The organism is Bradyrhizobium sp. 139 (assembly GCF_023074175.1).
Taxonomy (GTDB): Bacteria; Pseudomonadota; Alphaproteobacteria; order Rhizobiales; family Xanthobacteraceae; genus Bradyrhizobium.
In genome coordinates this window covers 21,419-47,560 of the sequence record NZ_JADPKS010000130.1, presented here as the reverse complement: position 1 = coordinate 47,560, position 26,142 = coordinate 21,419, and the positions used below count along the sequence as shown (strand labels likewise).

At 60.4% G+C, this 26,142-nt stretch carries 28 protein-coding genes and 5 pseudogenes; 22 read left to right on the top strand and 11 right to left on the bottom strand.

Translation table 11 applies throughout. The features are described 5' to 3' along the window. The first annotated feature begins 97 nt into the window (after positions 1-97). The 3 genes from IVA80_RS38250 (at position 98) to IVA80_RS29835 (ending at position 1,385) form a co-directional block, all read left to right on the top strand. Positions 98-325 carry a DUF417 family protein gene (locus IVA80_RS38250; RefSeq protein WP_253075740.1) on the top strand — a complete coding sequence of 76 codons (228 nt, stop codon included), beginning with the start codon at positions 98-100 and terminating at the stop codon, positions 323-325. A 20-nt stretch (positions 326-345) separates the two neighbouring features. After that, on the top strand, positions 346-594 hold the full coding sequence (locus IVA80_RS38245) for a DUF417 family protein (RefSeq protein ID WP_253075739.1): 249 nt from the start codon (positions 346-348) through the stop codon (positions 592-594). 470 nt (positions 595-1,064) lie between these two features. Then, a complete protein-coding gene (locus IVA80_RS29835) occupies positions 1,065-1,385 on the top strand; it encodes a DUF736 domain-containing protein (protein ID WP_018454792.1) in 321 nt (106 codons plus the stop codon). Positions 1,386-1,640: 255 nt separating this feature from the next. Here IVA80_RS29835 and IVA80_RS29830 read toward each other — a convergent pair whose 3' ends face one another. After that, the gene (locus tag IVA80_RS29830) at positions 1,641-1,868 is read right to left on the bottom strand and encodes a helix-turn-helix transcriptional regulator (RefSeq protein WP_007594546.1); all 228 of its coding nucleotides are present in this window, start codon (positions 1,866-1,868) and stop codon (positions 1,641-1,643) included. A 230-nt stretch (positions 1,869-2,098) separates the two neighbouring features. Between IVA80_RS29830 and IVA80_RS29825 the strand changes: the two genes are divergently transcribed. From IVA80_RS29825 to IVA80_RS29790, 8 genes are all read left to right on the top strand, one after another. Beyond that, entirely contained in the window at positions 2,099-2,371 is a 273-nt protein-coding gene (locus IVA80_RS29825; protein ID WP_247438218.1) for a DUF2285 domain-containing protein, read from the top strand. A 165-nt stretch (positions 2,372-2,536) separates the two neighbouring features. Then, the gene (locus IVA80_RS29820; protein WP_247438216.1) at positions 2,537-2,731 is read left to right on the top strand and encodes a DUF6499 domain-containing protein; all 195 of its coding nucleotides are present in this window, start codon (positions 2,537-2,539) and stop codon (positions 2,729-2,731) included. 136 nt (positions 2,732-2,867) lie between these two features. Beyond that, the gene (locus IVA80_RS29815; protein ID WP_247438214.1) at positions 2,868-3,308 is read left to right on the top strand and encodes a DUF2285 domain-containing protein; all 441 of its coding nucleotides are present in this window, start codon (positions 2,868-2,870) and stop codon (positions 3,306-3,308) included. A gap of 132 nt (positions 3,309-3,440) precedes the next feature. Beyond that, a complete protein-coding gene (locus IVA80_RS29810; protein ID WP_247438211.1) occupies positions 3,441-3,722 on the top strand; it encodes a helix-turn-helix domain-containing protein in 282 nt (93 codons plus the stop codon). 22 nt (positions 3,723-3,744) lie between these two features. Then, positions 3,745-4,626, top strand: a complete 882-nt coding sequence (locus IVA80_RS29805) for a replication initiator protein A (protein WP_247438209.1) — start codon at positions 3,745-3,747, stop codon at positions 4,624-4,626. Between the two features lie 289 nt (positions 4,627-4,915). Continuing rightward, positions 4,916-5,380 carry a DUF2840 domain-containing protein gene (locus tag IVA80_RS29800; protein ID WP_247438208.1) on the top strand — a complete coding sequence of 155 codons (465 nt, stop codon included), beginning with the start codon at positions 4,916-4,918 and terminating at the stop codon, positions 5,378-5,380. Next, positions 5,377-5,889 carry a S26 family signal peptidase gene (locus IVA80_RS29795; protein ID WP_247438206.1) on the top strand — a complete coding sequence of 171 codons (513 nt, stop codon included), beginning with the start codon at positions 5,377-5,379 and terminating at the stop codon, positions 5,887-5,889. Before IVA80_RS29800 ends, IVA80_RS29795 begins: the two co-directional genes overlap by 4 nt. Further along, positions 5,886-6,776 (top strand): lytic transglycosylase domain-containing protein, encoded by an 891-nt coding sequence (locus IVA80_RS29790; RefSeq protein WP_346348033.1) that lies wholly within the window; start codon positions 5,886-5,888, stop codon positions 6,774-6,776. The genes IVA80_RS29795 and IVA80_RS29790 overlap by 4 nt, the downstream gene beginning before the upstream one ends. Before the next feature lie 429 nt (positions 6,777-7,205). Here IVA80_RS29790 and IVA80_RS29785 read toward each other — a convergent pair whose 3' ends face one another. From IVA80_RS29785 to IVA80_RS29770, 4 genes and pseudogenes are all read right to left on the bottom strand, one after another. Then, positions 7,206-7,394 (bottom strand): hypothetical protein, encoded by a 189-nt coding sequence (locus IVA80_RS29785; protein ID WP_247438205.1) that lies wholly within the window; start codon positions 7,392-7,394, stop codon positions 7,206-7,208. Positions 7,395-7,545: 151 nt separating this feature from the next. After that, positions 7,546-9,066: pseudogene (locus tag IVA80_RS29780) on the bottom strand (IS66 family transposase). 69 nt (positions 9,067-9,135) lie between these two features. After that, positions 9,136-9,489, bottom strand: a complete 354-nt coding sequence (gene tnpB, locus IVA80_RS29775; RefSeq protein ID WP_027545505.1) for an IS66 family insertion sequence element accessory protein TnpB — start codon at positions 9,487-9,489, stop codon at positions 9,136-9,138. Next, positions 9,486-10,361: a transposase gene (locus IVA80_RS29770; RefSeq protein ID WP_247438204.1), complete on the bottom strand. Its 876-nt coding sequence runs from the start codon at positions 10,359-10,361 to the stop codon at positions 9,486-9,488. Before IVA80_RS29770 ends, tnpB begins: the two co-directional genes overlap by 4 nt. A gap of 261 nt (positions 10,362-10,622) precedes the next feature. Here IVA80_RS29770 and IVA80_RS29765 point away from each other — a divergent pair. From IVA80_RS29765 to IVA80_RS29730, 8 genes and pseudogenes are all read left to right on the top strand, one after another. Further along, positions 10,623-12,386: pseudogene (locus IVA80_RS29765) on the top strand (DUF3363 domain-containing protein). 35 nt (positions 12,387-12,421) lie between these two features. Beyond that, positions 12,422-14,412, top strand: a pseudogene (locus IVA80_RS29760) (conjugal transfer protein TraG). A 6-nt stretch (positions 14,413-14,418) separates the two neighbouring features. Then, positions 14,419-14,847 carry a CopG family transcriptional regulator gene (locus IVA80_RS29755; RefSeq protein ID WP_247438203.1) on the top strand — a complete coding sequence of 143 codons (429 nt, stop codon included), beginning with the start codon at positions 14,419-14,421 and terminating at the stop codon, positions 14,845-14,847. Positions 14,848-14,979: 132 nt separating this feature from the next. Further along, positions 14,980-16,291: pseudogene (locus IVA80_RS29750) on the top strand (MFS transporter). 216 nt (positions 16,292-16,507) lie between these two features. Continuing rightward, positions 16,508-17,422, top strand: a complete 915-nt coding sequence (trbB, locus tag IVA80_RS29745) for a P-type conjugative transfer ATPase TrbB (RefSeq protein WP_247438202.1) — start codon at positions 16,508-16,510, stop codon at positions 17,420-17,422. A gap of 1 nt (position 17,423) precedes the next feature. Further along, the gene (locus tag IVA80_RS29740; protein WP_247438201.1) at positions 17,424-17,750 is read left to right on the top strand and encodes a TrbC/VirB2 family protein; all 327 of its coding nucleotides are present in this window, start codon (positions 17,424-17,426) and stop codon (positions 17,748-17,750) included. Next, positions 17,750-18,013: a VirB3 family type IV secretion system protein gene (locus IVA80_RS29735; protein ID WP_247438200.1), complete on the top strand. Its 264-nt coding sequence runs from the start codon at positions 17,750-17,752 to the stop codon at positions 18,011-18,013. The genes IVA80_RS29740 and IVA80_RS29735 overlap by 1 nt, the downstream gene beginning before the upstream one ends. A gap of 10 nt (positions 18,014-18,023) precedes the next feature. Then, a pseudogene (locus IVA80_RS29730) lies at positions 18,024-18,284 on the top strand (conjugal transfer protein TrbE); the annotation flags it as partial. Here IVA80_RS29730 and IVA80_RS29725 read toward each other — a convergent pair. The 3 genes from IVA80_RS29725 to msrP form a co-directional block, all read right to left on the bottom strand. Then, positions 18,234-18,719, bottom strand: coding sequence for an autoinducer binding domain-containing protein (locus IVA80_RS29725; protein WP_247438199.1), 486 nt, complete (start codon positions 18,717-18,719; stop codon positions 18,234-18,236). The pseudogene IVA80_RS29730 and the gene IVA80_RS29725 overlap by 51 nt on opposite strands. 282 nt (positions 18,720-19,001) lie before the next feature. Continuing rightward, a complete protein-coding gene (msrQ, locus tag IVA80_RS29720) occupies positions 19,002-19,643 on the bottom strand; it encodes a protein-methionine-sulfoxide reductase heme-binding subunit MsrQ (protein WP_247438198.1) in 642 nt (213 codons plus the stop codon). Then, complete coding sequence (gene msrP / locus IVA80_RS29715) at positions 19,643-20,587, bottom strand: protein-methionine-sulfoxide reductase catalytic subunit MsrP (RefSeq protein WP_247438197.1); 945 nt, start codon at positions 20,585-20,587, stop codon at positions 19,643-19,645. Before msrP ends, msrQ begins: the two co-directional genes overlap by 1 nt. Before the next feature lie 360 nt (positions 20,588-20,947). On the opposite strand from msrP, the gene IVA80_RS29710 reads away from it, so the two are divergent. The 3 genes from IVA80_RS29710 (at position 20,948) to IVA80_RS29700 (ending at position 22,612) form a co-directional block, all read left to right on the top strand. After that, positions 20,948-21,367: a lysophospholipase gene (locus IVA80_RS29710; protein WP_247438195.1), complete on the top strand. Its 420-nt coding sequence runs from the start codon at positions 20,948-20,950 to the stop codon at positions 21,365-21,367. Beyond that, on the top strand, positions 21,364-21,699 hold the full coding sequence (locus tag IVA80_RS29705) for a hypothetical protein (protein ID WP_247438193.1): 336 nt from the start codon (positions 21,364-21,366) through the stop codon (positions 21,697-21,699). Before IVA80_RS29710 ends, IVA80_RS29705 begins: the two co-directional genes overlap by 4 nt. Before the next feature lie 118 nt (positions 21,700-21,817). Further along, positions 21,818-22,612 carry a TlpA disulfide reductase family protein gene (locus IVA80_RS29700; protein WP_247438192.1) on the top strand — a complete coding sequence of 265 codons (795 nt, stop codon included), beginning with the start codon at positions 21,818-21,820 and terminating at the stop codon, positions 22,610-22,612. Between the two features lie 259 nt (positions 22,613-22,871). Here the strand turns inward: IVA80_RS29700 and dsbD are convergent, their stop codons facing one another. From dsbD to IVA80_RS29685, 3 genes are read right to left on the bottom strand one after another with little or no spacing between them, the layout of a single operon-like run. Beyond that, positions 22,872-24,725, bottom strand: coding sequence for a protein-disulfide reductase DsbD (dsbD, locus tag IVA80_RS29695; RefSeq protein ID WP_247438191.1), 1,854 nt, complete (start codon positions 24,723-24,725; stop codon positions 22,872-22,874). Positions 24,726-24,731: 6 nt separating this feature from the next. Then, entirely contained in the window at positions 24,732-25,232 is a 501-nt protein-coding gene (locus IVA80_RS29690; RefSeq protein WP_247438190.1) for a thioredoxin family protein, read from the bottom strand. Between the two features lie 2 nt (positions 25,233-25,234). Next, entirely contained in the window at positions 25,235-25,948 is a 714-nt protein-coding gene (locus IVA80_RS29685) for a L,D-transpeptidase (RefSeq protein ID WP_247438189.1), read from the bottom strand. Positions 25,949-26,142 lie beyond the last annotated feature (194 nt).

Genomic DNA, 26,142 nt, shown 5'->3' with positions numbered 1-26,142 from the left:
AGATCGCACGGTATCGTGAACTGAAGTTTCTGCAGCGTTCGTAACATGTGGGCCTACGCGCACGTACAGCCAGCATCCATAATATGGGAGCGGCGAGATGCGAGAGCTGACGAGAACCACCTTCAACATTGCAGAAGCTGGAGCGGGGTCCTATCGACTTTTGGCCGTCCTGCGCTGGGTCATGGTGGTGATTTTCGTGTCCTTCGGCATGCAGAAGTTTACCCTGCAGTCGGCTCAGGGCATCGAGCAGTTCATAAGTAACAGTCCGCTAGTTTCCTGGTTATCGCTCTTCGGCTTTAGGGGGAAGCTTATGTCCTTGGCGTAACCGAATTTGTCATCGCACTGTTGCTGGCTGCTGGCGCATTCATTCCGGTACTGTCGGCATTGGGATCGCTCATGGGGGTCGTCACTTTCATGGTGACCTGGTCGTTCTTCTTCACGACTCCCGGAGTCGTCAAATGGAGCATTTCAACGGACCCCATGGCGTGGAATTTGGCCGGCGAGTTCTTATTCAAAGACATTGTGCTGCTGTGCGTTTGCGCAGTGCTGCTTTTGGCATCACTGCCTCAGACCATCACGCGGCTGCGCGCCTAACCCCGCTTTTCCTCGTAGCCTTTTGACCAAGCCCCAATCTCCGCCTGGTCCACATTGCTGCGGTGGAGCGGCGCGTCGCGCTCGATCCTTCCTTCCGGGACGATACCGCCCTTTTGCGGCAGATTGTTTCTCTTTCTGCGCCGAACCGTACCAACCTCTTGTGCAGCTCAACCGAGATTCGCCAAGTCTTCTCCTTAAGATTGCGGTTCAGCACGCGGACGCACGCGCCTCTTTGATGGCTTGATCTGGCCGAAGACCGGCTTCGCCTCGATCGCCTGAGCCGCAACGCCGTTAATGCGACTTTCTTCCCCTGGGCTTACGCCCATTCCTCGCGAGGCAAGAAAGTCGCAACAACGGGTCCTCCGCTGCGCTCCGGCCCGCAAGCGGGTGCGTCGCCGATCGTCCTCGGCCTCTAGATCGCCATCGAGGCCGCGGTGGTCGCGGGCTCGAAACACAACAGGAGAAGTGACATGGCTAACATCGGTTCTTTCAAGAAGGTCGGCAACGATTTCCAGGGCGAGATCGTCACCCTGAGCCTGCAAGCCAAGGGCGTCCGTATCGTCGCCGAGACCAACCGATCCAACGACAACGCTCCCAGCCACCGCATCTACGTGGGCCGGGCGGAGATCGGGGCAGCCTGGTCGAAGCGCTCCGAAGAGGGCCGCGATTACCTCTCGCTCAAGCTCGATGATCCCTCGTTCAACGCACCGATCTACGCGAACCTGTTCGACGACGAAGGCGGCGAGGGCTACACGCTGCTCTGGTCGCGGCCCCGCAAGAACGGTGAGTAGACGCTCCGCCAAGCCCCGTCCGGTCCGCCGGGCGGGGCTTCTCAAATCCTACCTCGGCCGAAGATACCGACCGGTTGTTTTTAGGTCGTTGCGCCCATTTAAGGGAAATTTCGTTTGATGGGTCGCGCTCGGCGCGTTCTTCTGGGCCATGTTCGAGGCCTGATGCACGGCCGCCGATCCAGCAAGGCCGGATCGGCGGCCGTGACGCGTGTCCACGTCGGGCGCTCCCGGGCCGCCGGCCCGGCTCGCGGAAGTTCATGATCGAACTTTGGACACCTTCTCCTCAAGCAGATCTGCAGGCCGGACCCCTAAAGCTTGAGCAATCTGCCAGATTGTTAGCAATGTCGCGTTTTGCAGCCCTCGCTCCATGCTGCTTACGAAGGCCCGGTCGACGCCCATGCGTTCCGCCACGGCCTCTTGGCTCAAGCCAAGGGCCAGTCGAAATCGACGCGCGTTCGCTCCAAAGACCTTGCGAATATCCATCCGCAGGATAGGAAGCAATCGCGTATTTTGGCGCTACGTGTTATAATACGCGGAGCTGGATGTTGCAGGTTACGGACGGAGCTTCGATTGCTGAAAATGTGGGGAACGCGGCTTCTTGAACGCTCGCCCGAGCGCGTGGCATGCCATATGCTACAGCAGGGAACTGTTCGAGCCGGCAAGGCTTGCGTCTCGCGATTCGATTTTCAATCCCGCGCATATTGTAGCCTCTTATGTCGAAGCCACCGCTAGATCCTGACGTCGCGGATGTCGCGCCGAACGAGCCGGCGCTGACAGCCTATGACGAACAGCATGTCGTCACGTACGTTCGCCTTCTGCAGGCTGAGAGCGAAGGGGCTGACTGGATGGAAGTCGCTCGGATCGTGCTGCGTATTGATGCGGAGCGAGAGCCGGACCGTGCGCGGAGCGCATATCAGAGTCATCTTGCGCGCGCCAAGTGGGTGACTGAGCAGGGGCGGCTCTTGCGCGGCAGCGACTCAAAATAGAAGAAAATCGCCGACTGGCGGCTTGCACGCAGAACGATTTTCTTCCGTTATCCGGTGGTCATTCCAGTGCACCACGTGGTGCCAAACTAGGGGCTTCCTACAACCGCATCGTTCATACCTATTGCGCCGCAATCCTTGTTAGCTGCATGCAATGGGACGGAAGCAATGCCTGAATTCGACTGGCGGTCGCCGGATTCCTATAAGAGCCTACAAGACGCCGAAATCACTGACATCGCCTGGGAATGTCTTCGTCGCAACGCGGACTATCGACGCGACTTTGAGGCGATGATGGCTAGCGGCCCAGATGACGAAGCGACCACGGAGTTCAGGAGGAGGTGGGGCATCTGCTTTCGCCCATGACCCCCAGCGGTCCTTCGACGAGCAGATAATCTTTTGGGCGCCTGAGGTTCTAACGACCGTCGTTCCAGTCACGATCGCCTCGGCCGCCGATCGCAGTTCGGCTTCTCGGCCACTGCTCGACCTTACAGCGGGGCAGGTGCGCCGTGCCGCCGACGGCTGGCACATCGTGCTGCGCATCGGGGCGACGGATCACCGCGTCTGGTCCAAAGAGCCTCCTGTGCTCGGCGCGTCATACGCAGCCGAATTGCCGTTTGACGGCGATTTGGAAGCTCGCGCGTATGCAGCCCGACGGCTGTGGCGCGCGATGAATGGACGCGCGCCAGGTCCTGCATTGTACAAACTATCTAAACAGCGGCGCGAACGTCTGAGCGCCGCGATCCGTGCGCTCGATGCGCATACTGCGGGTGGCAGCTATCGCACTGTCGCCGAAGCGCTGTTCGGCAAAAAGAGCGTCCCTGATCGCGCCTGGAAGACGCACGATTTGCGCAATCGAACGGTCCGCCTGGTGAAGGGCGGCCTCGCGTTGGTACGCGGAGGTTACCGCAAACTTCTGCGGCCCGGCCGCAGGAACGAATAGCCCTCGGCCGAGGGGTATCGAAAATCATACCCTCAATACTCGGCATCCCCCTCCGAGATCGCGCTTCTCCATGATGACCGCACACACGCCGACGCCGCCATGCCCGGTGCGCTGTCACCTTGGAGTTCTCAAATGCCCGATCCCATGGCCGGAATGCCCCCGCGCTTCCTGCGTACACCGGAAGCCGCGCGTTACCTCGGCCTCTCCGGTCGTACGCTCGAGAAGCACCGCACGTACGGCACCGGGCCGACGTATCGGAAGATTGGCGGACGTGTCGTCTACGCCGTAGACGACCTGAAAGCCTGGGCCGACCTCGGTGCCAAGACGTCGACGTCTGATCCCGGCAAGGGGACCGTGCTGCCGGCCAAGAAGCATCCGGTGCTGCGCCCATACGCGGGCCAGGAACGTCGCTGATTGCCGCTTGAGAGCAGTGACGATGCGGCGCAAACACCATTCCGAGCGCGACCAGCTGGAGCTCTTTCGGGCGCTGCCCGGTGATCTCGCGCCGCGCGACGCGCAGGATCTGATGGCTTATCCGTTCTTCTCGCCCGCAAAAACAAAACGGGTTGTGCCGATCGATTTCCGCGCTGGTGCGATCGCGATTCGTGTCGAAACCGTGCCGGAACACGGCATGGCGACCATTTGGGATGCCGACGTTCTGATCTGGGCCGCTTCCCAGATCGTCGAAGCCCGTGACGCCGGCTTGAAGACGTCGCGCCTGATGGCTGCAACGCCCTATGAGATACTGACGTTTGTCGGCCGCGGCACCAGCGCGCGCGACTATGACCGGCTGAAGGCCGGTCTCGACAGACTTCAGTCGACGACCGTGCTGACGTCGATCCGGCAGCCGACAGAACGGCGACGGCATCGTTTCTCCTGGATCAACGAGTGGAAGGAGACGGCCGACGCAAATGGCCGGCCATTTGGGCTCGAGCTGATCTTGCCCGACTGGTTCTATGCCGGCGTCATCGATGACGCGCTCGTGCTCACGATCGACCGTGCCTATTTCGAGCTGACAGGCGGGCTTGAGCGCTGGCTTTATCGTCTTGTGCGCAAGCATGGCGGCCGCCAGGACGGCGGCTGGAGCTTTGACCTTGTGCATCTCCATGCCAAGTCCGGCATCCTCTCGCCGCTCAAGCATTTTGCTTACGACGTACGTCAGATTGTCCAGCGCCAGGCATTGCCCGGTTATCAGCTCCTGCTCACGCGCGATGCGAACGGCACCGAGCGGCTGAACTTCGCGCCAACGCCCGTCGATCCCCTAACAGCACGCCTGCGCCGGCGCGGTCTCATTCCAAGCTCGGAGGACAACCTGTGAATCAACTCGTGCTATCGGGGACCGCTATCCTCGTGCTATCGGGGACCCAATCCTCGTGCTATCGGGGACCGGAATCGAGCTTAAGAGCTTGTTTCTCCGCGCTTTCCAGCCGCTCTAACTTTACTAACCAGAAATCCTTCGGATTTCTTCTAACGGACCAGGCCGAAAGTCGCATTGGAGGCGTCCGGCAACAGGGTGCCGTCAGTCCTGCTTGCCTTCGCAAGCAGCCCGCGATCTCCACCGAGCCTCGAGCTCACGGTTGCCCGTTCCAGCTTCAGGGAGCGGCGCTATGAGCGATCTCACCGAAGTGGAAGTGCTGTGGCTCGAGAAGCGGATCGAAAACCGCATTCGGTTCGGCCGTATCGTCAAGGAACGGAAGCTGGATCGTCACCGGCGTGTCCTGTCATTTGCACCCGGCAGCATCCTTGCCTTCGTCCGGTGGACCTCCAACGACTTTGGGACAATCATTTCGCGGATAGACATCTTGCGCGCGGTCGCGCCAGGACAGCGCTGCACGACTGTCCCTTATGTGACACCCGGCGGAGAGATTCTGCTGCGCCTCTCTGGCTGGCCGAAGGTCGAACGCGTGCTGCAGATGACCGATGCCGTCGAGGCACTCGGCATCGATCCCGCCGACGTCGCACCTGATCACTGGCATCACGTTCATAATCGCCTGTCCGTCAACGAGAACCCCCGTCCCTACACCAAGGTACGCCATCAGGCCTGGCTTCACCGTCAGAGGGTAATGCGATGACAGGCCGCCTGAAGACGGTGATCGTGACGTTTGGCGCTGCTGCTGCGCCGGTCGCGACAATCGCTCTGGAACCGCTTCCGCTCTACATCTGGAATGCATCCGCGAGCGTTCCTATCGGTCTCTATCGTTTACGGCCGACGTCGTGCTTCCATGTCACGGAACTGCTCGCCGTCGAGCCGCCGGAGCCGCTCGCGACCTTCCTCCACCTGAACGGCTATCTGCCTCTTGGCGTCCCCATGCTCAAACGGGTCTTGGCGCTGCCCGGGCAAACGGTCTGCAGAGTCGGTCTCACGATTTCGGTGGATAGCATCGTGGTCGGCGAGGCGCGGGATCGCGACGGACGCGGTCGGCCGCTGCCGAAGTGGCAGGGCTGCCGCGTCGTCGGCGAAGGCGAGCTATTTCTCATGAACTGGCAGTCAGACGACTCTCTTGACGGCCGGTATTTTGGATTTCTTCCGGCATCGGCCGTGATCGGCCGTGCGCTCCCAGTATGGACGTGGGAGGAGTGATCGTGCGTATTCCACGTGTTCGCTGCACCATTCCTCTGTTCGATCGATTGCGGGACCATTCATCCCTGCCGATCGATCTCTGCAAGACCGGCGCGCGCGGCGCCGGTCCACGGCGGCCGAACGGCCGGCGCGAAGCAGCTCTGCCCTGGACGGGCGCGAGCACGACGGCATGCTTGGCTCGGCTGGGCGGGCGTGTTTGGGCTATCGTGCTCATCTGCGCTGTGTCGTACGGTGCCGCTGTCGCCGAGAGCGAAGCGGCCGCTGTCCGAGCGGTCACTCATATGAGCAACCAATTTGGGGTTTTCGTCGACGAAGCCTCAGAGCGCTTTTCAGTTCCGGTGAACTGGATTGGTTCGGTCATCAACGTCGAAAGTGCTGGTGAGGTGCACGCCAGATCGCCAAAAGGAGCAATGGGCCTGATGCAAATCATGCCCGCGACCTGGGCGGAACTCCGCGAGCGCTATAATCTCGGCAGCGATCCCTACGACTCGCGCGACAACATTCTGGCAGGCACAGCCTATCTGCGTGAACTGCTCGACCGATATGGTTCGCCTGGCGTGTTTGCCGCGTACAATGCGGGACCAGCTCGCTACGAAGAGCATCTCGCAGGCGGTTCTTTGCCAAACGAGACGCGAGCGTATGTGGCCAAACTTGCAACTCTGCTCGGGATAGAGTTGCGTGCGACGTGGACCACCAGCCGGCAGTTATCGACAGCTGCAACGTTGTTCGTCGCGCGTTCCGATCTGATGAAAACACGCGATCGGTTGCCGGCGCTCATTCCTTCGAGCGGCGCCACGACTGCAATCTCAATGCACGAAGTGTCGCGCATGGTCCCTCGGTCTATTGGCGTGTTCGTCCCTCGATCGGATGCGGGAGCACCGCAATGACCAGGTGTGCGGGTTCGATAATAACGTGCTGATGGCATACGGGCGATGCCTTCGGCCCGCGCGCTACTCGTCGCTTCGCTCCTCACCGAGCCACCCTTCGGGTGTCTCGGCCCTTCGGGTAACGATCGCTATCGCAAGCGCTCGCAAACGGGGAGCTTCGCAAGTCAACTGCCAAGTCGCGGCGGCTCTTTCGCGATGAATCGGCCACGAGCCGACGTGTTCGGGCAGGCGCTATTGGAGGATCCACCGCAATGACCCGAACTGTATTTTGTCGCAAATCGCCGCGAGTACCGAGAGTCTGCCTTGGAAGTTGGGCCCTGGGAATCAGCGACCGGGAGAACACGACGTATGCGTCCGGGGGCTGCACATGACGTCGGGCCTTGAAGTGCCTAACGGCCGGCCATGGCAATGCTCCGACTCAGAGAACTCTTACTCTGTGCGGGACTCAGCTATGGCAGCTTCCGCCTTCGCGATCACGGCTTCGGCACGCTCTATCGCGGCACGGAATTCCTCGCTCTTCCAAGTATCAACCGAATGGCCGTCGTCGAACGACTCGTCTGTGGCGTCTTGCGCGCGTGAGACCAACTCACGAAGCGCCGCAATGGCCTCGGAGAGCAACTTGGCATCCGCCCCGTTTCGGGAAGACTGCGTCACCTCTATAACCCCATCAGATCGCAAGTTCGAAACGTCGTGTAGTATCGTTACGAAGGACGATAATTGCAATTGCCCGCGGTCGCATCTTCGTCGTTTGGCGAGCGTCTGGCTTTGCTCAGGCGTTGGCGGCGGGTCCCGCGGAGCCCCAGTTCCACGGCAGAAGTTCGTCGAGGCGGTTGATGGGGTGTCCGCCGACCATGCGCTGCAGCACGTCGCGCAGGTACGCGTAAGGCTCGACGTCGTTGAGCTTGCACGTCTCGATCAGCGAACAGAGAATTGCCCATCGGTCTCCGCCGCCGTCGCTACCGGCGAAGAGGTGGTTCTTGCGGCCGAGCGCCACAGGTCGGATTGCCCGCTCGACGGGGTTCGTGTCGAGTTCGATGCGACCGTCATGCAGGAAGCGGGTCAATCCATCCCACCGCGACAGCGCATACCGGATCGCTTCGGCAAGCGTGCTGCTGCCGGGCACGCGAGTAAGCTGCGCCTCGAGCCAAGTATGCAGGGCCTGCGCGACCAGCTTGGAGAAGGAGCGCCGCTCAGCGAGCCGATGTGCAGACGACTTCCCACGGACGCGGGCTTCAATGGCATAGAGTTCGCCGATCCGGCGCAACGCTTCCGTCGCTATGGGCGAACCGGTGGCCTCGGCAACCTCGTAGAACTTGCGTCTTGTATGGGCCCAACATGCCGCGAGCATGACGTCGCCGTTGCTGGTCAGTTGCTCGAAGCCCGCATAGCCATCGACATGCAGGACACCTTTGAAGCCCGCCAGGTGAGATACCGGACGTTCGGCCTTTCGGTCGGGTGCGAACAAATAGACTGCCGCTGGCGGTTCAGGTCCGCTCCAGGGCCGCTGCTCGCGGGCGTAGACCCACAGGCGTCCGGTCTTGGTGCGTCCTCTTCCCGGATCGAGTACCGGGATCGGCGTGTCGTCGGCGAACAGATGGTTGGAGGCAAACACGTTCTTGCACAATCGCTCGTGCAGAACTTCCAGCCACCAGCATGCGCCGCCGACCTATCCGGCCAGCGTCGAGCGGCCGAGATCGACGCCGTGCCGGGCGAAGATTTGCGACTGCCGATAGAGCGGCGTGTGATCGCAATATTTGCTGACCAGCACGTGGGCGAGCAGGGTTGGAGTCGCCAATCCACCGGCGATCGGCCGCTCCGGCGCAGGTACCTGGGCAACCTTACCGCAGGCTCGGCAGCGCGTGATGCGTATCACGCGAAGCTGCGCCGGCACCCAGTCCAGCATCTCGCTGACGCTCTCGCCGATCGCATGCAGCGCGCCACCGCAGCAGCTGCAAGCCTCACCATCGACGTCAAGCAGAATGTCCTTGCGCGGCAGGTGGTCGGGCAGCGCCTTGCGCCGCGACGGTGCCTCGGGCGGCTCCGTTACAATGGCCGGCCGGCTTTCCTCAATGCGGCCGATATCGCTGTCGATATCTTCCAGAGTGAGCGCGAGCTGGTCGGGATCAAGGCGTTCGGAGCGACGCCCGAACTGCGCTCGCTGGAGCTTCTTAATGATTGCCTGAAGGCGCTCGATCTCACTGTCCCGATGCTCGACGGTCGCGGCGATGTCGCGCACCAAACGATGCAGAAGCGTCGTATCCGACGGCAGATTGTTGAGATCGAGCTGCATGTCCGATTCTACTCGAACATGCCGATTCGAAGAAGCAACTTCGCTATATTCTATGCGGGTTTCTGCGATTCAACCCGCGATGGCGGGGCGCCATCGACGCTCAGGTGTGCGCCAATCGATGCCCTCGATCAGCATCGCAAGCTGCGCCGGAGAGAGCGTCACGGTGCCACCCGGATCACTCATTCTAGGCCAGATGAAGCCACCTTGATCGATCCGCTTGGTGAACAGACAGAGTCCGTTGCCGTCCCAGAACAGGATCTTCAGTCTGCTCGCATTCCTACCGCGGAAGGCAAACAGGTGGCCGGAGAACGGATCCTTCTTGAGGTGTTCCTGAACGAGCGTAGCGAGCCCATCCAGGCCCTTGCGCATGTCGGTATATCCCAAGGCCAGATGCACCTTCACCCCGGCCGGCACGATCATCATCGTGCTATCTCCTGCTCGTTGACGTGTCGACGGACTGCATCCGGATCGCTGCCGATCGGTGCAAAGACACGTCGACCGTCGTCCAATTGGACAACCCTCATGCCGTCGGGCGGCTGCAACAGATCGTTCAGGACGAGCGTTCCCGGGTGCGCTCCGGTAACTTTCACAGCCACCAACTTCGCTCGCGCTCGCTTGCCGAACCCGAACTGTACCCGCCAACGGAACAGCATGCTGCTGACGATGCCGTGGCGCCGGCAAACCTCGGCGGCGGTGGCGCCGGGGTGTTCGGACTCGCGCACGATCTCCAGCTTTTCCTCGTCACTGAAGCGACGTCGGTTGGCAAATCCATCGCTGGGCGGATCAGCTGTCGGCGCATCTGTCAAGCGCGTTTCGGCGGCTGACTCCTTAGCAGCGCTGCTAGCACTAGTGCTTATTAGCGGACGGGCACTCGGATGAAGGTGCGTTCGCCAGTCGATTTCCACTTCATTGGCGTCGATCAAATCGCGCCACCGCCTCAGGCTGTGCTGCGATATGCCATGTGCCCGGGAATATGCTTGCATGCTCAGTCCGCACCATCTCATCGCTTCGACGTGCATCGCCCAGAACGCTTGCACGGCTCTGCAGCGCTGGTCCGTCGACACCGGACTCCGCTTCTTGCGGAGCTGCTCCCGACGTTCCTCTCGACGCAATTCCGCACGTATTTTCAGGGCTTCGGCGTCAATCAGATGCCGCAGCCAGCGATCGAATGTGCCGCCGGAGAGACGATGCTGACGACAATATTTGCGTTTGCTGAGACCGCTCCGTCGCCACGCTTCAACGTGCACCGACCAAAAAGAACGGAGCGCCTCGTTCTTGAAATATTCCGTACCCACCGGAGATCCTCCAATGCAGCAAGGAACCCGATATGGAACGACAACGCACTCTCGGAAAGTCGTGCAGGATTCGGACGCTTACAACACGACGGCAGGACGGCGAGATAAAAGGGGCTCGCCGGTCGAACCGCAAGCCATTGGCATGGCTTGGGTTCTACCGTGCCGGTCGGTCGGGGCGCGTGCCGCGCTTTGCATTTTGATGAATGCAATCAAAGGCGTTTTCAGCACCGTGTGCGCTTTTGATCGCTGGGAGGCCCTGCTGTGAGCGTGGGTGACAGCGACCTGCGTATTCGGCCTGGGCGTATCCGCAGTACCCGCGCGCCGAAGCCCAAGAGCTTCATCAACCAGGTGCTGCGGGCGGCGAAGAAAGCGGGGCACACTTCGGGTCAGACCGCGGCCGGCAGGCGTTCGACGGCCTACGGGCGCTCGACGTTTGGCCGCGGCCGGCTGTCCTTTGGTCGCGCCAGATTGTTCAGCCCGACGCGGCGCGTCGTTGTGAAGGCGCGTGTTGTCCGACACAAGGGACGGGCCTTCCGCTCAGCACCACTAACGGCTCTCCTCTCGTATCTGAAGCGTGACGGCGTGACCCGGGATGGTGAGCGCGCCGAGATGTTCGATGCCGGCAGCGATCGCGCTGATGGAGCGGCTTTCGCAGAGCGGTGCAAGGACGACCGGCATCATTTCAGGTTCATCGTCTCGCCAGAGGACGCCGGCGACATGACGGACCTCAAGGCCTTCACCCGTGATCTCGCCAGGCAGATGGAGGTCGATCTCGGCACGCGGCTCGACTGGGTGGCCGTCGATCACTGGAACACCGACAACCCTCACGTCCATCTTCTTGTTCGCGGAGTCGATGCGGAAGGAGCCGATCTGGTGATCTCCCGCGACTACATCAGTCGGGGCCTGCGCTCGCGCGCCGAGGAACTGGTCGCCATCGAACTGGGGCCAAGGCCGGAGCACGAGGTCCGCAGTTCGCTGGAGAGGGAAGTCACGGCAGAGCGACGGACGCGGCTCGATCGGGAGATCCGGCTGGCGGCAGATGAGACCGGCTATATCGATCTTCGCCCGGAGCATCCCGCCAAGTCAGATCCCGAGATCCGCCGCCTGATGGTCGGTCGTCTTTAGCACCTAGAGAAGATGGGCCTTGCTGCATCCGCCGCGCCGGGGGAATGGATGGTTGGGCTCGAGGCTGAGCGCAGCTTGCGCGACCTCGGCATGCGCGGCGACATCATCAAGACCATGCATCGCGTCTTTACCGAGCGCGGGGAAACGCGCGGGGTTGCCGACTTCGCCATCGAAGGTGGACAACCAACGTCCCAGATTGTCGGACGGTTGGTCGATCGAGGATTACATGATGAGCTGACTGGCGAGGCCTACGCCCTGATCGACGGAACAGACGGACGTGCGCACTACGTGCGCTTCCGCGGGGTCGAGGCCTTCGAACATGTGCCGCCGATCGGCGGTATTGTCGAAGTACGGCGCTTCGGTCAAGCCGACGAGCCGCGACCGACCGTGGTGCTCGCAACCCGTTCCGATCTCGATCTCGGTGGCCAGATCACCGCGAAAGGCGCGACTTGGCTCGACCACAGGCTGGTTGAACGCGATCCCATACCGCTCGCCATGGGCGGATTCGGCCGCGAGACCCGTGACGCCATGGAAGCCCGTACCGAGCATCTGGTTCAGGAAGGTCTGGCTCGGCGGCAGGGCCAACGCATCATCTTGCAGCGCGACCTTCTGGACACCTTGCGCCGACGTGAACTCGGCGAGATCGCCGCAAAAGTCTCGGCCGACACTGGCTTGCCTCATGTGAACGCCGCCTCTGGAGAGCACGTGGCGGGCACGTATCGCCAGCGGCTGACGCTTACCTCGGGACGCTTCGCCATGATCGATAACGGGCTTGGGTTTCAGCTCGTGCCTTGGTCGCGCGAGCTCGAACAGAAGCTCGGCCAGCACGTCACCGGCGTCGTGAAGGACGGCGGTGGCATCGAGTGGGGCTTTGGCCGCAAGCGCGACCTCGGCCTTTAGCATTCTCTCCAATTAGTTGCGGAAAGGGGTTCGGGATGTCCGGAACCAAAATCCTCTGGGGACAGGTAACCGTTGTCGGCCTGATCGTCTTGCTTGCGATCTGGGGAGCAACCGAATGGACAGCCTGGCGGCTCGCCTGGCAGCCGGAGCTCGGGCGACCCTGGTTCGAGCTGTTGGGCTTCAAGGTCTATTATCCGCCGGTCTTCTTCTGGTGGTGGTTCGTCTTTGATGCCTATGCCCCTCAGGTCTTTGTTGAGGGCGCCTTTATCGCGGCGTCCGGGACATTCATTTCGCGATCGCGGCGGCGATCGGCATGTCGGTGTGGCGGGCGCGCGAGGCCAAGAATGTCGAGACCTATGGCTCGGCGCGCTGGGCTGATGAGGAAGAGGTTCGAGCAGCCGGACTTCTCGGTCCGGATGGTGTGGTGCTGGGCAAGCTCGACCGCGACTACCTTCGTCACGATGGCCCGGAACACGTGTTGTGTTTTGCGCCTACCCGATCTGGCAAAGGTGTCGGCCTCGTTGTTCCTTCGCTGCTGGCCTGGCCCGGTTCAGCCATCGTTCACGACATCAAGGGCGAGAACTGGCAACTCACCGCCGGCTTCCGTTCGCGGCACGGCCGCGTCCTGTTGTTCGACCCCACCAATCCAAAGTCCTCAGCCTACAATCCGCTGCTCGAGGTTCGCCGCGGGGAATGGGAGGTTCGCGACGTTCAGAACGTGGCCGACGTTCTGGTCGACCCCGAAGGCTCGCTCGATAAGCGGAACCATTGGGAGAAGACCAGTCATTCGCTCCTGGTCGGCGCCATACTCCACGTCCTCTATGCCGAGGCCGACAAGACCTTGGCTGGCGTCGCCGCCTTCCTGTCCGACCCGAAGCGGCCGATCGAAGCGACGTTGAAGGCGATGATGACCACCGCGCATCTTGGCGAGCAGGGTGCTCATCCCGTGGTCGCCTCGACCGCCCGCGAACTTCTTAACAAATCGGAGAATGAGCGTTCCGGTGTCCTATCCACCGCGATGTCGTTCCTCGGGCTCTATCGCGATCCCGTCGTGGCCCAGGTCACCTGCCGGTGCGACTGGCGGATCGCCGATCTGATCGCAGATAGCCGCCCCACGACGCTGTACCTGGTGGTGCCTCCCTCGGATATCTCACGAACCAAACCATTGATCCGCCTGGTGCTGAATCAGATCGGCCGACGTCTGACCGAGGACTTGCACGCCCGCGACCGCCGCCATCGCGTCCTGATGATGCTCGACGAGTTCCCGGCACTTGGGCGGCTTGATTTCTTCGAGTCCGCGCTCGCCTTCATGGCGGGATACGGCATCAAGAGTTTTCTGATCGCGCAATCGCTCAACCAGATCGAGAAGGCCTACGGGCCTAACAATGCCGTCCTCGACAACTGCCACGTCCGGGTCAGCTTCGCGACCAACGATGAGCGGACGGCCAAGCGCGTGTCCGACGCGCTGGGTACGGCGACCGAGATGCGGGCCATGAAGAATTATGCCGGGCATAGATTGAACCCCTGGCTGGGGCACCTCATGGTCTCGCGGCAGGAGACGGCGAGGCCACTCTTGACCCCTGGCGAGGTCATGCAGCTTCCTCCGCGAGACGAGATCGTCATGGTGGCGGGCACGCCGCCGATCAGGGCGAAGAAGGTGCGCTATTACGAGGATCGGCGGTTTACCGAGCGGGTCTTGTCGCCGCCAGATCCCGCGGCCGCCGGACGCTCATCGCGAACGGACGGGTGGTCGGCGCTCGGAACGCTGAAAGCAGCGGCACGTTCAACCGACAGTGCCGAAAGCGCCGCAGAGGACACGGCCAATAGCGGTCTTCGTCGAGAACCCGAACTCCCCGATCACGTTGCAATCGCCAAGGAGACGACCGAGCCTACGCCGGCAGAAGAATTTGCCGTTGTTCTTGACGACGACGAGGACGCGGTCCGCCAGTCTCGGCTCATACGCCAACAGATGCGCGGCGTTGTCCGCCAAGTCGCGCTTGATCCAAACGACGGCATGGAGCTCTGAGGCGTTATGCGCGACCGGATGAACGTCTATTTCCCGCCGGAACTTCTGAAGCAGATCACGGATCTTGCCGATCGCAAGAAGCTGTCTCGGTCCGCGATCGTGGAAGCAGCAGTCGCTTCGTTTCTGTCACCAGATGGAGCAGACAGACAAGAGGCGGCATTTACCCGCCGACTGGACCGGCTGTCGCGCCAGATGCAGAGGCTGGAGCGTGATGTTGGTTTGACGGCTGAAACCCTGGCTCTCTTCATCCGCTTTTGGCTGACAATCACGCCGCCATTGCCCAACGACGCACAGGCGGCGGCCCAACTCAAGGGTCGGGAGCGCTTTGAAGGATTTGTCGAAGCGCTCGGGCGTCGGTTGCAGAAGGGACAGAGCTTCCTGCGCGAGATTCCAGAAGATATCGTTCGTCAGGAGCCGGCAGCGAAACCTGGTTGAACCACGTCGACGAGCTATCTCGCCGGTCCTTCTTTTTCTACGCCAGCCTGCGACCGCAGCAATTTAGCCAAGCCGGCATAACGCTGGACGCGCTATCGGCTCGAATGAGTTGAACGAGCAAGAAGGGCCAGCATGAAAATCTCAATGGCATGGCGCCTCATCGCGCGCGTTTTTCTCCCGTTTGCTGCTGGATACTATCTTTCATATCTGTTCCGAACGATCAACGCTCTGATCTCCGGCCATCTCATCTCAGATACCGGGCTCGGTACTGCCGACCTCGGGTTGCTCACGTCAGTCTATTTCCTGGTGTTCGCGGCGGCCCAGATCCCCGTCGGCATTTTGTTGGACCGCTTTGGTCTGCGCCGGGTCCAGAGTGCATTGCTCTTAGTCGCTGCCGCGGGCGCAGGACTATTCGCGATGTCCGGAGGGTTCGTATCCCTTTTGGTTGCGCGAGCCATGATCGGCCTTGGGGTGGCGGCGGCGCTGATGGCTGGACTGAAGTCCATCGTTCTGTGGTTTCCCAGGGACGAGTAGCCTTGCTCAACGGCTACATGATCATGCTCGGGTCGCTTGGAGCGGTGACCGCCACGGTACCCGCCGAGCATCTCCTCGCCTGGATGGTGTGGCGACAGCTCTTTGAAGTCCTGGCGGCCGCAACCGGTGCCACGGCCGTGCTCATCTACGTCATTGTTCCTGAACGAGTCGTCATCCCGTCAATAGGATCAACCCCCCGTTACCCTTAGCTCCGTTTTTAGCGACAGGCGCTTTTGGCGAATTGCCCAGTTGTCAGCGACTTGCGTGGGATCGGCCTGGTCTCTGCAGGTTTTGTGGGCGGCGCCGTGGTTCACGGAAGTAGAGGGATTTGATCGTGCCGGTCTTGTCGGACAGCTGTTCACAATGTCGATCGTACTTTGCGGCGGCGCCTGGCTGTTCGGTACCACGGTCCGTTGCATTAGACGAAGGGGAGTGGGGGCCGATATTGGCTTTTGTCGCGGTCCTGTTCATCGCAGCCCAGCTTGTCTTGATCCTGCGGGTGCCCGTGCCATCCATTTTACCGTGGTCCGTCGTCGCAATTGTGGGAACAGCGACCGTGGTCAGCTTCGCGGCAATAGTGGATTACTTTCCGCCAGAACTCACCGGTCGCGCCAATGGCGCCTTGAACGTCCTGCATTTTGGTTGGGCATTTTTGGCCCAATACGGGACGGGTGTGGTTTTGCAACAATGGTCCATAGATGATGGTCATAGATCCATTGCGGCCTATCAAGTCGCGTTCGGTCTCAATGTTGCACTTCAGATCGCGGCTATGGCCTGGTTCGCGCTACCAGGGCTCGAATCTTTCACTGTGCCGATGGTTTCTATTCCTTCCATCATGCCGATCGGTGCTTTCGACCCCGTCGAAGCAGGCATCTTCTGCGAACAAGCCGATGACGATGCAGAGTGGTGAACTGCGCCCGCAACGGGCCGATGCATACGAGTAGGCATCAACAGCAGTTTCCTTTTCTACGCCAATCTACGATCGCCGAAAGCACTCGTTGCCTTTGATCGTTTGGTGCCTTTTCTAATCATCCCATCTGAGGACGCCCTTTGGACGTTCTATTCGGTGGGGACCGCGGTGACAATCCATTCCATTCAATCGGAAGCGAGTTCGCGCGGTGCGCGAATGCTGCGTAGCGCACTTGGCGCGGCGATTGCCGGCTACCTCGAAGATGAAACGATCGTCGAGGTGATGCTCAATCCGGATGGGCGGCTATGGATCGACCGATTGTCCAGTGGCCTGATTGACACTGGCGAAACGCTGTCGGCGGCGGACGGCGAACGCATCGTTCGCCTGGTGGCGCACCACGTGGGCGCCGAGGTGCATGCCGGCTCGCCACGCGTCTCGGCCGAGTTGCCTGGGACCGGAGAGCGCTTCGAGGGTCTCTTGCCTCCGGTCGTTGCTGCACCAGCGTTCGCTATCCGCAAGCCCGCGGTCGCTGTGTTTACGCTCGACGACTACGTCGCCAAGGAGATCATGACCTCGGCGCAGGCCAAGATCCTGAAGAACGCAGTCGCCTCTCGTAAGAACATCCTCGTCGCCGGTGGGACATCGACCGGCAAGACGACGTTGACAAATGCGCTCTTGGCTGAAGTGGCAAAGACCTCCGACCGGGTCGTGCTGATCGAAGATACACGCGAACTTCAGTGCAACGCGCCCAATCTTGTCGCGCTACGGACCAAAGACGGCGTAGCCACGCTGTCGGATCTTGTCCGCTCCTCGCTGCGACTGCGTCCGGATCGCATCCCGGTTGGAGAGGTCCGCGGTGCTGAAGCACTCGATCTGCTCAAGGCCTGGGGCACCGGCCATCCCGGCGGCATCGGCACTATTCATGCGGGCACCGCGCTCGGCGCGCTGCGGCGGCTCGAGCAACTCATCCAGGAAGCCGTCATCACGGTTCCACGTGCCTTGATCGCCGAGACCATCAACGTAGTCGCCGTTCTTGCGGGCCGCGGTACCGATCGCCGCCTCGCGGAGCTCGCCGCCGTCTCAGGGCTCGGGGCCGCCGGCGACTACAGCCTTTTCTCAGCAGGAGATTGACATGCATATGAACTCTCGTTTTCTTCGGCAAGCCGCATCATTCGTTGCTTCCGGTTCAATTCTCTTTGCGATGGCGCCGGCCTGGGCGGCCGGCTCGAACATGCCGTGGGAGCAGCCGCTCAATCAGATCCTGCAGTCGGTCGAGGGGCCGGTCGCCAAGATCATCGCCGTCATCATCATCGTCGTGACAGGGTTGACGCTAGCCTTCGGAGATTCGTCTGGCGGTTTCCGCAGGCTAATCCAGATCGTGTTTGGTCTGTCTATCGCGTTCGCGGCTTCGAGCTTCTTCCTGTCGTTCTTCTCCTTCGGCGGCGGCGTGGTGATCTGATGCATGAGCAGGTCACAGGCTTTGTCGTCCCCGTTCATCGAGCGCTCACCGAACCGATATTGATGGGCGGTGCCCCGCGGTCAGTCGCGATCGTTAACGGCACGCTTGCAGCAGCCCTTGGACTTGGACTGCGGCTGTGGATCGCGGGTCTCGTGCTCTGGTTCATCGGTCACATGGCCGCCGTCTGGGCCGCCAAACGCGACCCTGCCTTCGTCGACGTGGTGCGCCGACATCTGCGCATTCCCGGCCATCTCAACACCTGAGCTCACGGTCATGATAAATCTTGCCGAATATCGTCATTCCAACGCGCGTCTCGCCGACTTCCTGCCTTGGGCAGCCCTGGTCGACGAGGGCATCATCCTGAACAAGGACGGTTCGTTCCAACGGACGGCCAAATTCCGGGGGCCTGACCTGGATAGCGCGGTACCGGCCGAACTTGTCGGCGTTGCCGGTCGTTTGAACAACGCCTTGCGGCGGCTGGGATCAGGTTGGGCTGTGTTCGTTGAGGCTCAGCGCCATTTTGCGGGTGCTTACGCGCCCATCAAAGACCCGATTTCGCGTTGCGGCGGCGAAGGTCAGCGCCGCCACGGGGCCATGACCGTCGTGAATGGGAACCGTAAAGCCAATCCGAAGCCCGAACTGAGATGCTTCGTCGAGGAGCTGCTCTTGAACGCGTGTCTGCATAGCCGATTGTGAGCCGACCCCCCATTTGAAGGGCTCGGAGGACTGAAGCGCTTGTCTGATGACCGGGTCAATGCGCTCATAGCGGCTCTGCAGATAGTGAGAGGTCCACCTCTCAGGATAAGTTGAGATAAGGCGTGGCGCGCCTCCGAATTGGCTGGGAAGTGAAAGATAAGCAAAACAGGCGAGCTCAAGGGCTGTCGCCGTCTCCAAGAGTACCTCTGATAAATCAGCAAGATCGTTTGCTGTCGCCAAATGGTCGATAAAATTCTGAAAGATGCGGTGCATCGTTGCACTAGGCGCCTGAAGTCAAAGTTGCTTTCGCCAAGGAGGATCCGAAATGCCGTGCTCGTGGCTGAAACCGAGCGAGCTCGGACCAGCGAAAGGTCGTTCGTTTAGTGGCGAGGTGTGTCCGGCGAGAAAGATGCAGATGAGAAGCTTCATCCTGGTTCTTCCTCCATGCGAAACTTAACGCAGACTTAAGTCGACAGACGCTTTAAACACGCGCAACGGCGCGAACCAGGAACGGTTCGACCGCGGCTCGCGATCCATCGAAAGCAATGGATTGCACTAGCTCCATCCCTTTACGGCAGCAGTATTCACGAGGCGCTGGCGTTTGGTAAACGGACGAATGCACCTGTGTAGGATCGACAGCGTTAGCAACGCTAAGTAAAGCCATTGTTCGATCGATAGGATCTTCGTCGCGAGAAAAAGGTGGATCGCCCCACAAATGGCAATAGCATAAATGAGTCGATGCAGTTGAAGCCAATGCTTTCCCAGCCGTCGTATCGAATTCGCGTTCGACGTCACAGCGAGTGGAACAAGCAAGACGAGGCCAGTCGCACCGAGCATGATAAAGGGGCGTTTCGCAATGTCCGCGACGATGGCGTGCACCGCCAGCTCCTGGTCGAGTAGCGCGTACACGGAAAAATGCATCAGGACATAATAGAAACACGTCAATCCTAGCGCGCGACGGTAGCGGATGAGATTGATCCCAAGGACATTCCGTATTGGCGAAATTACCAGCGTCAAAATTAGGAAGCGGATGGCCCAAAGACCAAGAAACCGTTCGAACGTTTTCACCGGATCGGCGCCAAGATTGTCGGTTACGCCTAGATAGAATTCCCAACCCGCAGGAAGCAGCGCAACAAAATAAAGTAACCAGATGCTGGCACTATTCCAGTTGCGGCCACCCTGCACTGCTCTCTCCATCAAAAACTCGCCTGCAAGTCCATCCCGCCATAAAGGCCCGCAACCTGATCGGCGTAACCATTGAACATCAAGGTGGGCACACGGCTCGAGCCGAAGAGGCCACTGCTGCCGATACGCCGCTCGGACGCCTGGCTCCAGCGCGGATGATGAACGCTCGGGTTGACGTTGGCAAAGAACCCGTACTCGCTTGGAGCGGCCAGGTTCCACGTATTTTTGGGCGGCTTGTCCGTTAAGGTGATGCGAACGATCGACTTGATGCCCTTGAACCCATACTTCCACGGCACGACGAGACGGATCGGCGCTCCATTCTGGTTAGGAAGCGTTTCACCGTAGACGCCGACGGCAAGCAATGCCAGAGGGTGGCGCGCTTCATCGAGCCGTAGACCCTCCACGTATGGCCACGGCAAGGATTGAAAAGCGCCTCGTTGCCCAGGCATCTCACTGGGTCTGACGATGCTCTCGAAGGCAACGTATTTGGCGCTGCCGAGCGGCTCGACCGGATCCAACAACGCCGAAAGCGGAAAACCATCCCAGGGTATCACCATCGACCATGCTTCGACGCAGCGCATTCGATAGACGCGTTCCTGAGGCGGAAACAGCTTCAACATGTCTTCAAGAGCGAAAGTCGTGGGCCTTGCGACCATGCCGTCGACCTTGACGCTCCAGGGCAGGGCCTTGAAGTCTCCCGACTTCGCCGCTGGGTCTTCCTTGCCAAGACCGAATTCGTAAAAGTTGTTGTAACCGATGACGTCCTTTTTCGGGGTCGGCTTGTCGGGAACGTTGTAGTCGCTGCGCGAGACTGCAAGCGATGCCGCGTGTCCGCTTTGCGTGAGGCTTGCACCGATGGCAAGCGCGGCGCCCATTGTCAGAACGTCTCTCCGTTGCAGCCAGACTTTGGCCGGCGTGATTTCTGATGAAAGAATCCGGGAAGTCTTATAGGTCATGTTGACGCTCCTGAATGACGCCTCGGAATGGGGGCAAGGCGCCGCCGGTTCCACAGCTGGATCCGAAAGCCTCCGTCGAAAACACTCATCCACTCGCTTGGCGGCAAGACAGCACATGTCTGGTCACGCAGGTCACCCAGCAGTGGTTTGAAAGTGGCTGGGTCAGCAATGGTCTGGGCATGTCTCTCACCGTTGCCTCGTCCGGGCCGGAATCGAAGGAGGCTCGCGTCGTTGCTAGCAGGTCTGCCCATGCAGCCAACACAATACAAATTGAGGGTCTCCCGCTGTAACAACAGAGGGGCAGCGCCGAACTCGTCATTAATGGAGCCATCGAACACCTCAAGCTCTGGGAGAGTAAGCGTGTCGTTCAAGCCACTGACGACGATGACATTGGCCATGACGCTGATATTTGGCTCGGCGTTGGGCGCCGCCGCATGTCCTCAGCCCTTAACGTTACAGGCGGCCGACCATGTATCGATCTCCGCCTTGAATTACGAGGCGCAGAGCCCGAAAGCTGTCGTCTTGCTGTTTCATCAGGCCGGCTCCAGCAAAGCGGAGTACGCCACAATCGCACTAAGGCTTGCCGCCTCAGGTTATTCGTCTCTTGCGATCGATCAGCGATCCGGCGGCACCTTGTTCGGACCAAACGAGACTGCTGGGCGCCTTTCGAAGTCGGCCTCCTATGCAGCAGCGAAGGCCGATCTGGTCGCGGCCCTGGATGGGCCACGCAGCGGCATCTTCCTGTTATCCTGTGGGGCAGTAGCTACTCGGCAGCGTTGATTTTCGAGGTCGCCGCGGACCATGCGGGGCACGTCAATGCCCTGCTCGCCTTCTCACCCGGTGAATATCTAGGGGATCCGGATGAGGTCGCCAAGGCAGCTGCACGAGTCCAGGTCCCGATCTACGTGACATCGTCGTCAAGTGCCGACGAAGTCGGTGCCGCTCGGACGATCCTTTCGGCGTCGCCGGCGCGCACGAAAATTCAGTACGAGCCGAAATATGGCGTGCACGGCTCGTCCACTCTCATCGAAACGCGCAATCCAAAGGGAGCGGCGGAAAACTGGGTCCACGTCCTCTCGTTTCTTGGCGCATTGTCCGTTCCGCCAAGCTAGCCCCGCTTCCCGTCCATGCCGGTTTAAGGTTGGCTTAAGGTGGCTACTAAACCTGTGCGCCCTCGGCGAAGCTGCAGTCCCAGTTGGACCGCGAGCTTGAGGCCGGTTGAGGTGTCTCATGGGCGCTGTTGCATTTGGTCCGTTTGTCTTTCCCGTCGAGTACTTCGCGGCGATCCTCGCTGCGATTCTTGTCCTATCCATCGCGTGGTACATGGCCGAAAAGGTCGACGCGCGTCTCCATCCCATGCCGGCCCGGGTCATCTGCGCATTTGTGATCGGCGCGCGGCTGGGACATGTGGTCGCACATTGGCCTTCCTTCGCCGCCGAGCCAAGCCGCATCCTTTCGTTATGGCAGGGCGGGTTTTACTGGCCAACCGGCGTTGCCGCCGCCATCATCGTGAATTTGGTCGTCCTACGGCATCCGCGGGCGATCGCGTGGTCCGCTATTCCACTCGGCAGCGCCGCGATTGCCGCCGCGATGGCCATCTATTTCTTGGCGGGCGTTCCATCTGCTCCTCTGCCGGGCGACGCTTTCGAGACAGCCGATGGTCGCGTCGTCGTGCCGCAGTCTCTTAAGGGGCGCAAGCTGGTCATCAATTTGTGGGCCAGCTGGTGCCCACCCGGTCGCAACGAGCTGCCCATGATGGCGGAATTCGCGCATGCCGATCATACGGCCGAATTCCTTTTTGCCGACCAGGGTGAAGAAATAACGGCCATCCAATCCTTTCTTAAGGGGCGTGGGATTGTCCTCGACACTGTCCTGCTCGACAAATACGGATCGATGGCGCAAAACTATCAAATTCGTGGACTGCCAACGACACTTTTCATCAATACGGATGGCACCGTTCAATCGGTCAACGTCGGCGAGCTTTCCAAAGAAAATCTGGGCAATGCGCTGGCCGAGCTGAAATGACTGCAATCGTTTCGCTACCGACGTCATCGATGCACACGCGCTCGGCAATTCTGATGACCGGGCCCCCGTTCGCGCACATGCTGCAAACACTTGGTGGATATCAGGCTGAATCCGGCTGACGAGGGTTCGGGACAGCATAAGCTGAAACGACTTTGTTTCTCTGCAGATCGATCCGATTTTCGCCGCGTCCCGATGCGGTGCAAGGTCATCTGAATTATTTCTCAGCCTCGGCCTCGTGGATCGAGCTTCTCCGGTCCCGTCAACGGATCGCCATCCGCGTCGATGCCAGAAAGGACTCCATTGAAAATTGACCGATCAAGCGGGACCCAGGGACCTCATTGGACGAAGGATTGAAGAAGATCAGGGTTGGAGGTCCAACGACTTTGAGATCACGCATCAGCATCTCGCTCCGCTGATCGGGATGTGTCAGGTCGAGCTTGACGAGATGCAAGTCGTTGGCCAGACGCCTGGCGCTCGAGGCGCTAAGAAATTTGCGATCGACATTCTTGCAAATAAGACACCAGTCAGCCGTCACGTAGACCAAGGCAGGCTTTCCTTCGACAAACGCTTCATGCAGCTCATCATCGAGTTCCGGCCGCGAGGAGATAATGGAGAATGCGGCAACCTTGTCGTAAGCCTCGCCTCCGCCAATCTTGTTCGATAGCTGGCGGATAATGTCGAATGGCTCACCGATGGCAACAGCTCCGACCAAGACTCCACCGAGAATCAACGCAATTCCCGTCACTCTGAGAATGAGACGTCGGGAGGCCGTTTCAAGCTCATGAAATCCGCCGATCAAGACACCGCACAATGCCAGCGCCACCGCTCCTGCTGGCGCGGCAACCGCATCGGTAAGGATACGTCCAAGCATCCAGACCGCGAGCGCAGTAAAGACAAATCCGAAGGCAGACTTAATGTGACCTCTCCATCGGCTCGCTCGGGCTAGGACGCCGGCGCAGAGCGCGCCGAACGCAATAAGCGGGATGCCCTGGCCAAAACCCAATGCCAATAGCGAGGTCGTCCCCAATGCGGTGTTCCCGGTCTGCGTGATGTAGAGCAGGGAGCCCGCAAGCGGCGCCGTAAGGCATGGGCCAACGATCAAGGTATACGCGCAGCCAAGGAGCGCCGCCGACCCCGTCGCGCTGGCGTACTTCTTTTGAATCCGATCGATCCGGTCGACCCAGCCACGGGGCAGGTCAAGGTTGAACGGCCCGAACATCAGCAGAGCTTGGCTCGCAAACAAGAGAGCTGCAGCGCCAACCACGACCGGAGATTGAAGCGCAACCTGGAGGTTCCGTCCGGATAAGGCCGCTACGATCCCCAAGAGCCCAACCGATAGGGCCATACTGATCACATATGCGAACGACAGTCGGATGCCTTTCGTCAACGACAGATCTGGGTTCGAACGTGCCATCGTTGCGGCCAGTATCGGGTACATCGGCAGCACACAGAGGGAGAACGCGAACAGGATGCCAAAGCGGAAAAAACTCGCAACCAGTCCCAGCGGCCTCCCCCTTGCTAATGTTGCCTGAACGAGACCAACACTGGGATCGGCGGAAAGGCGATAAGATGAAGCACTCGTATCGTGTACCGCAACCGCAGCGGCGGCGACCACGCTCTCGTCCGAAATCGACAACGATGTCAGGTCCACCCGTTTCGCATTTGGCGGGTAACAAATGCTATTCTCTTTGCAACCTTGGTACCCGATCATCAGCGCCTTCCGTTCCGCCGACACGATGATAATCGTGACTTCGTCGCGGTATATTTCGCTGGTACCAAAATTACGGTCAGATCTTTGGACGCCCGGCGGAAGGTTAAGGGGCAGCACAGCGTCGTACGTCATCTCGCGCGCGGTCATGTGCGTGCGGTAAAGGTAATGACCAGGCGCGATCTTCCAGTGCAAGATGATCGTCCCCGGCGTGCCACGTTCTGCCGAAAGCCTGAAGGCCTCATCCGCGCTCAATATACCGGTCTGTCCACGCGAAGGGCTGATGTGAAACAGCAAATTTACCAGCAGCAAGAGAGATAGGAGCAGTCCGCGCCTCGAAACGCCCAAGGCTGCAAAAAGCGGGCGATCGCTGCCTGCGACCGTTCTGTGACTGGACAAATCCATGCTCGGTCAGGAGGGCGATACGTTGGAAAAGGGCTGCAACCGCCGAGCTAAATCGGCTGCTTCAAACGCTCCGACCGAGCGCGTCGCCGGGATCTCCCGGCCACTCTCGATGTCCATGACAAAGACGGTCGGCGGACCATCAACGGACAAATATCCCAGGAGTTCTCGGTTTGCGTCGTCCATCGCCGTCACATCGACTTTGATGAGCGCCAATGAATTCATCAGCCGACTGACGATAGGATCCGGAAAGATCGTCCTATCGAGCGTTTCGCAGAACTCACACCAGTCGGCGCCGACGTCGACGACGGCCACGCGATGACTGAGCCATGCCTGTTGACGCGCTCGGATGAACTCGTCGATTGACCGGACCGGACCGATCCTTGTCACGGTGGCGCGGATACGTGCTGTTGCGCGCGCTCCGATGAGCGTAGACGCGATCAGCGCACCACCGCCCCTCAAAACGCAGCGCCGGGAGTACGCGGCGTGCGGCATTCGCGACATCTGCATCCCTATTCCATCCGAGACTGGCCGCGAGGGGATCCGCCGGTTGAGCCGCGGGCCAGACGGCGTGGCACGTTGGACTGCGCCGTTGCAGACACGCTCTGACCACCGGGGCTGCTCATCATCTGCGCATCAGGAATGACGACGATCTCGCTGCCAGGCTTTACGTGATCAAAGAGGTGAATGACGTCCTGATTCAACAATCTGATGCAGCCGGATGAAACCGCCTTACCAATCGAGTCAGGTTCGTTCGTGCCGTGAAGCCGGTACAGTGTGTCACGTCCGTTCTCGAAGATGTACAACGCGCGCGCTCCCAGCGGGTTGGCAAGCCCGGGCGCCATACCTCCAGCCGCCGCGCCGTACTTCCGGAGCTCGGGCTGTCTTGCAATCATGGAGTCAGGTGGCACCCATCGCGGCCAACGTCGTGAATACGCAACCTTCGCCCGGCCGGACCATTCGAAGCCCTCCCTGCCGACGCCTATTCCGTACCGCGTCGCGCGATTAGGCGCGATCACGTGATAAAGATACTTGGCGGGAGTATCGACGATCAGTGTTCCGATCTTCTCGTCCGATTTGTAATCCACGTCCCGTCTCCAAAAGCGCGGATCAACTTGATCGAAATTAATCTCCGGAATTTGGAATCCGCCGTCGAACGCTCCACGATATATCGCCGGACGTGCTGGTTCGGAGACCGTCTCGCTGCCCTGAATCAATGGAGCCATCGGGCCTCCCTCGGTTACGCAGCCGGAAAGCGTTATCGCCCCCAATCCCAGAACCGTGCGGCGCCCAAGCCTGTTTGCTAGTGCGACGTTCGGTCCATGACCATCGTCTGGCGCCACAACGTCAATCAGTGTTAGTAAGCGAAGAAGCCGCATTTCCCACCCCGTGATAAGCATGGGGTTTCAAGAACCTGGCG

Coding starts and splice junctions, on each gene's coding strand:
- IVA80_RS29795 (WP_247438206.1), top strand. CDS start 5,377: ATGACAGGCCGCCTGAAGACGGTGATCGTGACGTTTGGCGCTGCTGCT.
- IVA80_RS29755 (WP_247438203.1), top strand. CDS start 14,419: ATGCGCGACCGGATGAACGTCTATTTCCCGCCGGAACTTCTGAAGCAG.
- msrP (WP_247438197.1), bottom strand. CDS start 20,587: ATGACCTATAAGACTTCCCGGATTCTTTCATCAGAAATCACGCCGGCC.
- trbB (WP_247438202.1), top strand. CDS start 16,508: ATGCTGCGTAGCGCACTTGGCGCGGCGATTGCCGGCTACCTCGAAGAT.
- IVA80_RS29825 (WP_247438218.1), top strand. CDS start 2,099: ATGTCGAAGCCACCGCTAGATCCTGACGTCGCGGATGTCGCGCCGAAC.
- IVA80_RS38250 (WP_253075740.1), top strand. CDS start 98: ATGCGAGAGCTGACGAGAACCACCTTCAACATTGCAGAAGCTGGAGCG.
- IVA80_RS29740 (WP_247438201.1), top strand. CDS start 17,424: ATGCATATGAACTCTCGTTTTCTTCGGCAAGCCGCATCATTCGTTGCT.
- dsbD (WP_247438191.1), bottom strand. CDS start 24,725: ATGGATTTGTCCAGTCACAGAACGGTCGCAGGCAGCGATCGCCCGCTT.
- IVA80_RS29835 (WP_018454792.1), top strand. CDS start 1,065: ATGGCTAACATCGGTTCTTTCAAGAAGGTCGGCAACGATTTCCAGGGC.
- IVA80_RS29725 (WP_247438199.1), bottom strand. CDS start 18,719: ATGCACCGCATCTTTCAGAATTTTATCGACCATTTGGCGACAGCAAAC.
- IVA80_RS29690 (WP_247438190.1), bottom strand. CDS start 25,232: ATGCAGATGTCGCGAATGCCGCACGCCGCGTACTCCCGGCGCTGCGTT.
- IVA80_RS29800 (WP_247438208.1), top strand. CDS start 4,916: ATGAGCGATCTCACCGAAGTGGAAGTGCTGTGGCTCGAGAAGCGGATC.
- IVA80_RS29820 (WP_247438216.1), top strand. CDS start 2,537: ATGCCTGAATTCGACTGGCGGTCGCCGGATTCCTATAAGAGCCTACAA.
- IVA80_RS29685 (WP_247438189.1), bottom strand. CDS start 25,948: ATGGCTCCATTGATTCAGGGCAGCGAGACGGTCTCCGAACCAGCACGT.
- IVA80_RS29805 (WP_247438209.1), top strand. CDS start 3,745: ATGCGGCGCAAACACCATTCCGAGCGCGACCAGCTGGAGCTCTTTCGG.
- msrQ (WP_247438198.1), bottom strand. CDS start 19,643: ATGGAGAGAGCAGTGCAGGGTGGCCGCAACTGGAATAGTGCCAGCATC.
- IVA80_RS29810 (WP_247438211.1), top strand. CDS start 3,441: ATGCCCGATCCCATGGCCGGAATGCCCCCGCGCTTCCTGCGTACACCG.
- IVA80_RS29735 (WP_247438200.1), top strand. CDS start 17,750: ATGCATGAGCAGGTCACAGGCTTTGTCGTCCCCGTTCATCGAGCGCTC.
- tnpB (WP_027545505.1), bottom strand. CDS start 9,489: ATGATGATCGTGCCGGCCGGGGTGAAGGTGCATCTGGCCTTGGGATAT.
- IVA80_RS29830 (WP_007594546.1), bottom strand. CDS start 1,868: ATGGATATTCGCAAGGTCTTTGGAGCGAACGCGCGTCGATTTCGACTG.
- IVA80_RS29700 (WP_247438192.1), top strand. CDS start 21,818: ATGGGCGCTGTTGCATTTGGTCCGTTTGTCTTTCCCGTCGAGTACTTC.